General features: G+C 49.2%; 7 protein-coding genes. All 7 read right to left on the reverse strand.

From position 1 onward, the window contains the following. Positions 1-106 precede the first annotated feature (106 nt). Positions 107-727, reverse strand: coding sequence for a response regulator (locus tag E0E41_RS12855; RefSeq protein WP_242623776.1), 621 nt, complete (start codon positions 725-727; stop codon positions 107-109). Next, positions 693-2,159 carry a sensor histidine kinase gene (locus tag E0E41_RS12860; RefSeq protein ID WP_033117937.1) on the reverse strand — a complete coding sequence of 489 codons (1,467 nt, stop codon included), beginning with the start codon at positions 2,157-2,159 and terminating at the stop codon, positions 693-695. The genes E0E41_RS12855 and E0E41_RS12860 overlap by 35 nt, the downstream gene beginning before the upstream one ends. Positions 2,160-2,937: 778 nt before the next feature. Beyond that, positions 2,938-3,441 (reverse strand): hypothetical protein, encoded by a 504-nt coding sequence (locus E0E41_RS12865; protein ID WP_033117939.1) that lies wholly within the window; start codon positions 3,439-3,441, stop codon positions 2,938-2,940. A gap of 346 nt (positions 3,442-3,787) precedes the next feature. Continuing rightward, on the reverse strand, positions 3,788-7,138 hold the full coding sequence (locus E0E41_RS12870; protein WP_033117941.1) for a DUF499 domain-containing protein: 3,351 nt from the start codon (positions 7,136-7,138) through the stop codon (positions 3,788-3,790). A gap of 12 nt (positions 7,139-7,150) precedes the next feature. After that, positions 7,151-9,073 (reverse strand): DUF1156 domain-containing protein, encoded by a 1,923-nt coding sequence (locus E0E41_RS12875; protein ID WP_130870232.1) that lies wholly within the window; start codon positions 9,071-9,073, stop codon positions 7,151-7,153. Further along, positions 9,066-12,593, reverse strand: a complete 3,528-nt coding sequence (locus E0E41_RS12880; protein WP_130870233.1) for a helicase-related protein — start codon at positions 12,591-12,593, stop codon at positions 9,066-9,068. The genes E0E41_RS12875 and E0E41_RS12880 overlap by 8 nt, the downstream gene beginning before the upstream one ends. Positions 12,594-12,696: 103 nt before the next feature. After that, on the reverse strand, positions 12,697-12,933 hold the full coding sequence (locus E0E41_RS12885; protein ID WP_033117944.1) for a helix-turn-helix domain-containing protein: 237 nt from the start codon (positions 12,931-12,933) through the stop codon (positions 12,697-12,699). Positions 12,934-13,033 lie beyond the last annotated feature (100 nt).

Below are 13,033 nucleotides of genomic sequence, written 5' to 3' on the forward strand. Positions count from 1 at the left end.
AAAATTGCCAAATTCTTTCTATAGTTGCGTTCATTATATCATCGCCTGCTTTTCTTTTGTTCCCAAGAAACATGGGAACAGCCTCCACCCAGAAGGGTGGAGGCTGCTAACGCTTTTGATAGAATTGTCCGGTTGCTTCCGCTATCTGAGGGAAATAGGCAGCGAAAACATGACGTAACTGCTGCTTATTCTGAAGTCCCAATTTATGGAGCACGCTGGTCTGCTGATTAGCAATCGTTTTTTCCGAGGAGTGGAGTGTAACTGGCGTCCCAAGCATATACCGGAACACAGACATCTCCGCTGGAGTCAGATTTTTCAGCAGTGCGGAGCAGATCAAATGAGACTGAGGTGTGACGCCCCGAGCGGTCTCCCGGATGGTAGGTACCAACAGAGGAAATTGACTTTTTAACACATAGGCGGAGGCAAGGGCTTCCACACTCGCTCTCACCACAGTTTCCGGCTCCTCATAGGAGGTAAGCAAAATCACCTTCGCCCGAGTCTCCAGACGAATACGCCGGGCTGCCATCACTCCCTCTACGGGATCTGTTGGCAGTGCCAGATCCATTAAGACAACATCAGGTTGTTCTCGTACCGCAGCCAGGAAGGCACTTTCTCCATCCTGACAACAAGCTATCAACGCAAAATCTGAATGTTCTGACAGACTCTGCTGAATCAAATATTGAAAATCAGGATCATCTTCTACCACCAGAATCCGGATTGGTTCCATCATCCGACCTCCTTCTTTTTTTTACTGGAAACAGCAGTAAAAAAGTACTGCCTTGTCCTGGTTCGGATGTCACCCGAATGCTGCCGCCGTGGGCACTCATAACATTCCAGCAGTAATAGAGTCCCAAGCCGAGATTATTCCCCCCTGCTTTTGTTGTATAATATGGCTCAAAAATCTGATTTACTTTCTTTGCGTCCATTCCACAGCCGTTATCCGCTACCGTAATCATTGCATATCGCTTGCGGGAAAGGTTTTGATAAGAGATCGTCACCTCTCCGTTCTTGCCTGCGGCGTCCAGACCATTGGCGATTAAATTCCGTAAGACTTCCTCCACATGGGCTGGATCACACACCAGCATCTGAGAGTCACATTCAGAAACAAGAACTTTTCCCCGCTTTTCGGCAGAAACATTAAATTCCTCCGCCAAACTGCGGAGAAGCTCCGAAATGTCACACGCTTCTGGAAGAAGAGAGATTTTTTCGGAGTAGAGCTGTGTTCGGCTGATAAACTGCTTGAGATGGGCAGCAGATCGACGGAGAATATCCACCTCTCTGGAGGATGCTCCCTGCGCAGCTAAAAAATCTGTACACCACTCTATTTTTGATAAATCATTTTTTAATGCGTGCCCCACATACTGAGCATTCTTCTGCAGGACCCGGTTTCCACTGTTCCAGTCGTAGGTTTCCCTGCGAAAGCGAATCCCCCAGATACCGTCCCGAAAGGCATGATACAGGAAGTATAGTAGGACAAACAGCACCACAATCAAATTAACTTGCCAGAGCTTACTGAGATTCGGGATACCCAAGGCGTGATAGGGAAAGGCAGACACCAGCCAAAACCACAGTGGAACCAGCAGACTGGCTGCCGCCAGCCTGCGCTGGTGATAATGGGCGCTCATTCGCTCTTCCAATAACGCATGAAGGATAATCCCGGTGCCGATCAGCCCGTAGCACCAGTTATAGATTCCTACAGTCAGGCAAAAGGCGGTGTCGTGCTGAAAAGAAATTGTCTTTGTGCAGGGAAATACTACGGCAAGCAGGAAACCTGGAAGGAACACCAGCATCTGCAGGCAACGGAAACGCTGAGGGTGCGTTTGGTCCAAATGGTGAAAGTATAAACAGAAAATCAGTACCGCCGGCATGGACAGATAGTAAAACACTGCACTGAGGAGTGAATATAGTATTTCTGAAAAAGCGCTGGTCCAAATCCCACTATCAATAAGAACGGGACCCAGAGTATAGAATAGATATTCCTTTAGCGCTCCTACGCTGAACAGCATCCCACTGCAGAAACACCAAATGTTTAACCGGCTTTTTGCGTTGGAAAATAAGATCATAGCAAAAATAGCCCAAATCAAAAGCGTAAGCACCAATAGCAGTTCACCAGGGATTCCATCAGAAAAAATGTGCAACCATGCAGGTTTGCCCTCCATTGCGATACCTCCTCTCCATACAATATCTTGCTTCTACTTTACCATAGGCACACAAGGAAAGTCAGTATATTCCTAAAAAATATAGGAATGTGAGGCGTGGATTTTCATACCCATATTCTCAAGGGAGCTATCATTTTATCTGGTGCGCACAATTTGAATTGAACCCGTCCGCTATACTGATACCTATCATCCCCCCGGCTCCGTGGTATTTTCGGGCAAAATGCTTCAGGTACCTTCCAAGCGAGACACCAGATGTGATAAAAACAACGGCCCACCAGGTGTGCTATTCCTGGGTGGGCCAGTTTTGGTCTCTGTGGGCAAACAAGTAATTAAGAAAAATTTGGGCGTTCCAAACTTATGCCCCAAGAAGGTGCTATTTACAAAACTCTTCACCCACTTTTAGAAATTGTCGTGAGTGAAGTTGCACAGCTGTTTGTTACAGTGGGAGTATAAAAATGTGTGCCCACGGGCAACTCCGCTTATTTTCTCCCTAAAAGCACTCAAGGCCGCTTTATTTGGGCGTACAACCCCCACCTTGTACAGGCTTTGGGTTCACGTTCTTGTAGACGGTGTATTTACTGGGGGATGGTTTCTCTGCCGCTTTTGTCCGTATAGTGCTCCCCATCAGGGCCTTCAGTTTCTCAATTTTCTTATCCAACTTTGGGGTAGGCTGTCCGTTGCGAGTTGCTTGTGCCTTTGCCTGTGTGAGACGTTGATATTGCTGTCTCAGCGAAAGTTCCTGTTTAGCCTTAGCCATAGAGACTCCTTTCCACTCCGATCATACTCCGGCAGAAAAATCCGCATTCTGCCATGTTGCCCTCATATGGATCCACGAAATATCTAATTTTGAACGAACTCGTTTCGAATTCACACCGGTTGCAACAACCAGGCATTCCTTGATATCTTTTTCCATGCAATGCCGCTCCATGGCCTTAGCATGCTGTTGATCTAAAATAAAACTCCTGTACTGATACGGCATTATTGTCAAATCATCGTCAGTTAACACATAATCAATGAGAAGATGCTTTTTGGAATAAAACTCAATTCTTTCAAGGAGAAACGGTCTCTGTCCATAGTTATAAATCGTTATACTGTATTCAGATGCACTTGTTTTTGTACGGAGTCCCACCTCAGTCAATTCATTGTCAGGTGTGGCACTTAATTTGAAACAAAGGGCTGGCCTTGCATGTCTGGCTGCGCATACCTCGCTAAGGACACAGCCCAAAATCACGCCACTGAGCGTAAATACCCCACTGATAATCACGGTCACGATAGGATTCATTCAAGTTCCCTCATATTCCAATGCCGAACTAATTTACTTCACTCGTATCTTGCAGAAGGTTTTATTCGTCCTTGTTGATCGAACGCTGAAAAGCTTAATCCCGGCTTTGTCTGGCATTGCGCCACAATATATCCCATCAAACTCTTTCATCAGTTCTTCCATGAGTCTATCAATTTCCGTATTCGGAATGAACGGCCCTATGTTATCGACGAGGACAAACCTTGATTCGATAAACAATTCTATTGCAGGAGTTGTTGCCCGTTTCACTACACCACCCTTTCTAAACCATGGAGAAAAAGGCGCCAGAAGTGTTGCTACAAATGCTTCTGGCGCCTTTCGCTATATCTTACTCGCTGAATCCAAAGTCCTTAACCTTCAGAGTACGGCAATTCTCAGTGACCGTCCTCACAATTGGCACAGGTGTGCCATTCGGCAATTTGGCATTGACCTCAAGGTTGATTTCGATTTCAGCTCCATCGACACCAGCCACATAATTGATAATTTCCTGAACCAGATTGTTGACGTCTTTATTGATCCGCGTAGTAGTGAGCGGCGTAGACAGATAGAAATGCGTGTTTTGGGGCCGGCCAGTACTTGGATCAGGCGTTGTGGTGGTAGATCCTTCACCTGAATGCGGAGTAGCAGGCGTGCCTGTTTCAAATCCGGAGTTCTGAGGCCCGGATTCTGTTGGGCTTGGTTCCTTGCTCTTATCCGCCACAATCTGTTTTAGAGCCGCCGGAATTTTTACCAGATAACCGTATTCATCCACTCTGCTGAGGAAAGTTTGATATCTGAGGTCTAAATACCGCCCATTGCTTGTACCTTCAGCGTATGCGAAGTACTCGTCGCTGTTGACACCCGACATGATACACTCTTCCAGGACCGAGTAGCTTGAAAGTCTGGGAAGATAGCAGTAAGTACAGAAATACTCCCAGAGTTTCTTAATCTGAATCTCATTACTATCACGCCAAAGCAGATCATCCAACTTCATCAAGAGCAGTGCGGGTGCCCAATGGGTAATCAACGCATCGTTCGCCTCAAGCTTTTTTCGAACCTTCGTAATCGGCGTATCACTACCGCCGCGGATATTTTCCTCTTCCCAACAGATTGTATGGCTATCACCCTCCAGATCGATATACGGGGAGATGAGCCAGCAGTAAGTCTCCATTAGGCGAAGTTTTACGGTTTCGTTGCTGCGCGCCAGGCAGCTTTCCGTTTCCTTGTTCTGTGCTGCATCCAAGTTCAACTCAATCCGATCATTCTGAATCGATTTCCATGCCAGCCAGCGTCTGGTCTCCATGATCAACGAATCCATCCCAGCGCTATCCGGTGCGAGGAATACGAGCATATTGCGATAGATACGCGGGGAGGTTCCTCTACTATTAAGGATGCTTTCGCATTCCATGAGAGCTTCGGACTTCATTGCGTTTGCCTTGTGCGTCTTATCCGGAGAAAGAATTACAAGCCTCACTGCCTTTTCATCAGGAACATCGAGCGAGGAGGATGGGCATGTATGCAATCCTGCAAAAGGCGCCTCTCTCCGCCATTCCTTAAGCCTGCACTCAATCTCATACTCTACATCAGCACGCGACAATTGGCTGGCCCGATCTTCCATGGTTTTACGGAGGGTTGGGCGGGTATCATACCAGTAATGATCGCTACTGGCATACAGATAAGCCAAGCTCCCTTGTAATGTATTCAGAGCGTCATTGAATACTGCAATATTCTCATTGGGTTGGATGGTGCCCAAGCGTATCCGGGCAGACTCGATTCCTCGCACAGCCTGGGTGCGATCAGACGGGGCACTCCCCAGGAGGATCGTCCTCGCAAGTCTGCGGCAAGCCATCGAGGAGCCATAACGAGAAATGTTTTTGTCTTTCTGATAAGGAATCGATTTTTTACCATCGACCTCGGTGTCAACAATGCTGTTCCATTCCTCAGACAGATAGCGGGTCAGTTCATCCCTAACATTCGGGACATCCAAGGGAAGCGATCCAGGCATGATCATGGCGCTCGAATCATTGTTCATCCATAGTTCGTGGATAACCGCAGCCATCAGCCGCAGCACGCCACGAGTGCGCTGAAACCGCTCAAGAGTAGACCATTCTTCATAGAGGTGATCGAACACCTCCGGGTGGATGGGATAGCAAGAGACCATTCTCTCTCGGTATTCCACCTCCCGCGCCTGCACCGGGAAGTCGCTGGGATTGTTCTGATACATCTGGCTGAAGCTCTCGCAAACGGAGTCCCGGGCATCCGGGTTTTTGCAATCCAGGAACAGGCGCCGGCGAACGACCTCAAAGCCTTCTGTTGCAGCGACCGGCTTCCAGATCGACTCCATCCGACCAAAGGTATGCTCAATAGCTTCGAGCGCAATTTGGCCGGCTTCACCGCCAATCTCGATATCAGACTCGGGAATTGACGCAACAACCAAGCTGTTCCGACTCGTACTCGCAGCTTCCGTGATTTCTTGAATGAAACTGATAAAGTTGTCGAAGGAGCCTGCCGGCAGGCCGCTGATACCATAGATCTTCTTGGCATAAGCCACAAGTTCGTCCATGAGGATCAAGCAAGGACCACAGGCATCCATCAATTGACGCAGAGCCTCGTGGCCCGGCGAGACGCCTTTTTTATCGGCTTCCTTGACATAGTCGTATAGTTCCGGGCGGCCGGCCGAAAGGGCCAGCTGAGCAGCCATTTCGCCCCAGAGCGTGTTGATGGTAATACCCGGCATATTCTGAGGCCGACGGCTCTTAGAGGGATCCAGTGCCGTTCCTACCAGCACAGCAACATGAACCTTAACTGGTTCCGTCACACCGGCAGCTTCGAGCACAGGTTGAACGCCAGCAAGTTTATTTGCAGGTACTTTGCCTCTCAGCAAATGATAGAGTGCCAGCATACTATGCGTTTTACCGCCGCCAAAAGCAGTTTTCAACTGGATGACTGGCTCACCATCTGCACCGGACACTCGTTTCAGGGCCTGTACCAGCAGGCCCTTCATTCCCTCAGTCACATAGGTCCGCGCAAAGAATTCTACGGGATCCCGATACTCAAATGAACCCTCACCTTTTGCAACTTGTGCCAGATTGGCTGCGAATTCGGCATTCTTATATCTGCCCTGCGCCACATCGGGATGCGGCTCCATAATGGTTCTCCAGCTTGGCAAGCCATTCTGATGCGTCATCACTCCAACACTCGTGGGCTTGGCAGAGGACTCTGCATTCGCTGCCGTTACAGTGGTAGAACCTTGGGCAGATCCATAGCGGAGTTCACGCGCAAGCGTTCTAATTTCCTCGGCCGAATCATCATCAAAAGCTTCACAGAGTCTGGACATGGTATCCAAGGCTCTCCACGTATAATCATCATCCAGATCCTGGCCACCAATGTGGGCTACTTTGTTTCGGACGCCCATGAGTTCTTTCGCCCAAGTGCGATAATCCAGTGACAACTTTTTGCGGAAGATCTCATTCCAGCGCCGGTCGAAAATGCGCAGGCAGTTTGCAATATCCAAAGAATCAATCAGGTCAGCATAACTTCCGCTTGATGGCAGATCCCGCAGTTGGTCATCCAATGCGGACATTACATTCTGCCACCAACTGTCTCCATATTCTTTCCGCATCTCCTGGCCGATGTAACCAGCGAGATAGGGATGGAGGATTCTAAATCCTTTTTGGATTCGTTCAACATTTTGAGGCATGGTATTCCTCCCTTATTCGAACAGGCCGATCTGGACAGGCTCAATCGCCTGAAGCTCAGCAGCCTTGCTCTGAATTTCCGGCCAGGCGACAACAAGCGCATTATACGCATACGCTTCCTGCGCCCAGTTCTTGCGCTCACAGATAGAATATAGACGGTAGGCAAGATTTTTCGCTTCCTCAGCATTGTTGCCAAACATGGGTGCGATAATCTCTGCACACTTTTGGATGCCGCCCGTCTCCATGGCATGGGTAAGCTGCTGCGTCAGCAGCCAGATATTTTGCTCGCCAGTTTTGATTTTCTCGGGCAGCTCTTCACGGGTCAACAAGCGAACATCGCCCTTCGCCGCATAAAGAATATCCTGCCCGGCCAGCTTGGCCACAGATGTTCCTTTGGCACGTGCGAGAACGTCAGCATCGCCAAATTTCACTGTGTTAAAAGCGTACTGCGTGAACAGCTCCACGCAAAGCCGGCTATCACTGTCTATGCTGCTGTCCTGGCCTGAGAAATAGAGGTCGAGTTCCTGATTGATGATTTGCAGTGCGCTGCGCACCGTCATGGGCGAACCGTCAGACTCCAGCACCTTCTTATAGCGGCTGAACACACCAATGCCAGGCCCAATGGCCGACTGAGCCAAGTCAACAGGTGCGATGTTGCTCTGCTGAAGTTTTTGCAACGCGGGTTTCAGTTCGCGCTTTAATGTCGTCACAAAATCCCGGCGAGTGCAGGTGCGTGCGTTTTCATCACGCTTACGACAGACTAGAACGATGGACGAAGCCAGAGCATTAGTGCCTGAGGCAATAGAGCGATTGGCCATTTCTGTACGCATAGGCCAAGTTCCAGTGATCGAAAAACCAGCCTGAATCACCGCAGATAACATAGTTTCCCAACCGGTAGATGCCGTTTTCGATTCAGCCTCACTCGTCTCAGTATCACTTTGTTTGTAGGCATAATAAATGGTAACTGGAATGTCTTCCCGAGCATATTGATAAATCTGCTTGCAGGTGTGCAACATCCCTTCCTCAAAAAAATCACGAGCTTTTTCTACACTTCCATTAAAGCGATACGGGGTTGCGACTAGTTCTTCAGCTTTAGGCACCAGCATTGTGCGAAACAGATTGGGATAAATCGACTTTAAGGATTGGCGCATCCAAACATAAAAGAAATCGGATAGGTCAGCATAGCCAATATTATCATAGTAAGGGGGATCCGTAGAAACCATAATTTCGCGCAGCCCACAGTCACTTTGAGCATCAAATTGACATGTTTCGCCTTGTGTTGAGGCGGGGAACTCCAAAATACATTTGTATACCCAATCGAGCATATTATCGAAACACCCCGAAGCATTGCAAAATGGGTTGCTTTCTGCATAATCCCATGCCATCGGGATTGCTTGCCTCCCAAATGTATTTCGTAGGCCTTCACGACTAGAGTCCCAACTACAAATAGAGGACCCCCGATCTGCCATCTTGCTTATCTCAATCATGGCTTTGTTGATCATCACCGCTACCGGATTCAGATCGTGGGCGTGGGCCTCCAAGCCCAGTCGCTGAGCTTCCAACGGGATGGCTCCACCGCCAGCAAAGGGATCCAGCAACGGAGGTGGGTTGTTGCCGGTGGAGCGCAGGATTTCCGCCTTTGCTGCATCCAGAATTTCCGGATCATTGGAGTTTTCCCACTTGACCAGCTTTTCCAAAATGTTAAACAGGCGCTGTCGCTCCTTGTTCTGCTCCTCTTCGGTGGGGAACTGCTCAGGGTGCTCGGAGGGATCATCCACCAAGCTGGACCAGATCACAGCACGAGCTGCGGCCAAGGGCCGCCGGGCCCACCACAAATGCAGGGTGGACGGGTGCCCGTGGCGGATAGACTTCTCTCTGGCCGACTCTGCATTGATCGCTTCCAGGGGAAGCGCAACTTCTATCAGTTTCTTAGGCATGGCAAAGCACCTCTTCTAACAGGATAACGCTATTTCTCCTGAGGTCTTGAATGTCATAGTTCACGCTGCACGCTGTCCACTCTGGTTTCTCATGGAACGGGTGCTGCAAGTAAACAGTCTTTGTTTTTGAACCATCGACCTCAACGACAGCCAGTATGTATTCATCTGGCTTGTTAAGTGCGGTCAGGATCTCGTTTGCGGTTACGGTGACAGTAGTGGCCCCCACTGTCCTGCCTTTCACCTCAATAAACCGCAGTGTTGATTTTCCGTCTGCGAGTGTTTCTGGGATTTTCGACTCAATGTCATAGCCGCATTTCTCAAGGCTGACATCTCTGGGGGAATAGCCCAGTTTTCTCTCAATCTCCTCAACCGCTCTCATTGCGGCCATCTCGATACTCTTGCGATCTCCCTGGCTGAACAACTGAGCTGGCTGTTGGCCCATCAGCCGATTGATAAGCCCTCTGGGGATAACAAGGGCACCGCCCATAACAATCGGCGGCATGGCGGAAACCTGCTTTTCTTTCTCCAGTTCATCCAGTCGCTTATGCAATCTTGCTTCTAATTCTTCCGCGCGGCGTGCGGCATTTTGAGAATTGAGGCGAGAGTTGCTCTTGCCGGCATCTTCTTTCTTTTTGAGCTCGGAGGAACGATAATCCCAATACTGAATGGCCGCCGTCAACCGTTCCTTAACGGCTTTCATCGTCTTGTCCGCAGCTTTCACCCGACGTTCTTTAACAGCCAAGAAATGCTGAGGGATGATATTTCCAATCGCATAGTTCATGGCTTTGGACTCCACATCACCGGTTAACCACCGTTGGCTGGGGAGGAATCCTGCGATCAGCTGGCGCTCTTCCTCGCTTGGCGCACGATAGTCCAGATATGGAGCATAGCCTGCGTTTCTGGCATTCCCGTTTTCATCCAACTCTACAAAATGAAGGTTTTGGGAGATAACGCGTTTCGTACCGCTTTTGGTTAAGACACCATCTTGCACAGAACTCTCGATGTAAAAGAGCAGGCGCGGGGCTGTGCTGAGATCATTATCATCAACGAATATAGCCCCCTGTTTCATGGTGTCTGCGTTTTGCTCACGAATCAGATCGATAACAGCTTCCAGAAGCGGGTGCCCAGGGCAAATCAAATCCGCCGCAGCATGGCCAGGAAGCGTTTGGTACTGTTTGTCAAAGCAGACTCGCTCATATCGCTGCATGACAGGTTCACCAAAGCCGATAATCATGTCTCGGTTCCTGACCGCAAATGGAACATGAGTAATTTCATAGCGGCCTGTCTCACGTTTGGAGATCCTTCCGCCTAGTTTGGTGAACGCCGCAATAAAGAAACTCTCAACAAAATGCGGCTGAAGTTTATGAGCCTCAATTCGCTCCATCTCCTCACGGATGGCAACGACTTTATGGACATCCAAAGAATCCTCCGTCAATGCGCGCTCCTCAAGAAGTTTCGCCAGAGCCTCTTTGTCAAAGGAATTATCCACAACCCGGCGGAGCCTTGCCTGCACCTCAGGATCATTACCGTAGCGGATAGCCTCCACAAGCAGTTCCCTAAGCGGCTTATTATCAAAAGTGATTTTGCCAAGAATATCGAAAACTTGCCCGCCGAGGGACTGACGCTCTTGCTCCAGCTTGGCAAAAAGACGCTGGAAAACCATACCCTCACGGGTTTGATTGGAAACAAGATTCCAGAGATAGCAGACCTCCGTCTGCCCAATTCTGTGGACCCGGCCGAACCGCTGCTCCAACCTATTTGGATTCCACGGCAGGTCGTAATTGATCATGAGGTGGGCTCGCTGTAAGTTGATACCTTCACCGGCAGCATCGGTAGCCACCATGACACGCACGCCAACGTCTTGCTTGAAGAGCGCCTCCGCTTTACGGCGGTCATCTCTCAGCATCGCACCATGAATTGTGACCACAGCAGCCGGATCTCCAATCAAGGAGATAATCTTTCCGACCAGATAATTGAGCGTATCACGATGTTCCGTAAATATAATCAATTTCTCCCTGCGCCCACTTTGGTCATACATTCTTTCGTTGTCCTGCAATAGCTGGGAAAGTTCATCCCATTTGCGATCCTCTCCGCTCATTCGGACATCGTTGGCCATTCGTTCAAGCCGCTTTAGCGTTGCAATTTCTGCTTGTAGTTCATCAATTGTTCTTGCCGCCGATGCCTGATCGCTGATTGCATCCTCAGCGTTCTCCAGCTCTTCCGCCGGGAGATCTTCCCATTCGTCCGGATCATCAATAACCATGGAATCGATCTTGACCTGAGACGCCGTTTTCCCCATCTTCTCTTCAGCAAGACGGTGCTCCAGCCTTTCTCGGCGCCTACGCAGAGACTGGTAAATTGCCTCGGGAGAAGATGCCAGGCGGCGCTGCAGGATGGTTAGGGCGAAACCGACCGTGTTCTTACGTTCATTGTTCAACTGATCGGCACGATTAAACTCTTGCTGGACATAGTCTGTGACTTCCTGATAGAGGTATGCTTCCTTGGGTGAGAGGTCGTAATTGATTGTATAGGCAATACGCTCAGGGAAAAGCCGCGTCCCGTCAAATCGAAGCAGCTGCTCCTTCACAAGCCGTCGCATCACATCACTTACATCAACGGAATGGTTGCTTGTAGTCTTTCCCACGCCTTCAAAACGGTCCTGATCTACCAGGGACATAAAAAGCTGAAAGTCCTCTTCCTTACCGTTATGCGGTGTCGCTGTAAGAAGCAGGAAATGCCGTGTCGTATCCGAAAGCAGTCTTCCAAGCTGAAAGCGCTTTGTGTACCGAATCTCTCCACCCCAGATGGTTGCGGACATTTTGTGCGCCTCGTCACACACCACGAGATCCCACTCGGTAAGTTTCAGTTTCTCCTGAATGACTTCATTGCGCGCCAGCTTGTCTAGCCGGGCAATGCAGAAATTAAGCTCATTGAAGATGTTGCCACTTGCCGCAGATTCAATGCGGTCATTCGTCAGTATATCAAAATGAAGATGGAATTTCTGATAGAGTTCATCCTGCCACTGCTCCGCCAAATTACCCGGGGAGACAATAAGACACCGTTTGACATCTCCTCGAATAATGAGCTCTTTCAGCAGCAACCCAGTCATAATAGTTTTTCCCGCGCCAGGGTCATCAGCCAAAACATACCGGAGGGGCTGCCGAGGAAGCATCTCTTCATAGACCGCCGAAATCTGATGGGGAAGCGGTTCAATCGCAGAAGTATGGACAGCCAAATACGGATCAAATAAGTGGGCTAATTGAATTCGATAGGCCTCAGAGCACAGCCGCATCAAATCAGTGTCCGCAGTAAAACTCCACGGAAGTGCGTCTCCCACAATCTCTATGGATTCTTCTTGGTCCCGGAAAAGGAGCTGATTGCCTGCTTGTCCAGAAGAATTTTTGTAAGTGACTTCCATCGCAGCAGTACCAAACCACTTTACCGCGACAATCTCAACGGTGTTACTACCGATAATGCCAGTTACCGAGCAACCGACGGTTATATCTTCAAGGCGTGCCATTGAAACCTTCCCTCCAATCATAGTTGCGCTGGTAAACCTGGATTATCAACTTATCCGCATTTTTCAGGAAATGAGTGAACAATTTTCCTTGACCATTCATCGTTTACTCCTCCTGGACAGCTGCAGACTTTTTCTCCATCTGTCTATTCTTGTTTGAAACTCCAATATATCTCCCGCTTTTCACACGAGCATCCGCCGGCTTCTCTGCGTCTTTGGGGATAGCCCAGCAATAGCCCAATCGTTCAGCCCCTGGGATGCGTCCTTCTGAGCAGAGAGTCTGAATTCGGCGTTTGGAGATTTCCCACTTCTCCGCAGCATCTTTAATGGTCATAAAATCCATCGTAACACCCCATATTCATCAAAAAAAGGGCTCTGACAATGGCAGAGCCCTCAAGTTGACTGCCAAAAGCAGTGATCAAACAATGTTAGATTTCATTTTA

It is taken from the genome of Intestinimonas massiliensis (ex Afouda et al. 2020), assembly GCF_900626285.1.
Lineage (GTDB): Bacteria > Bacillota > Clostridia > Oscillospirales > Oscillospiraceae > Flavonifractor > Flavonifractor massiliensis_A.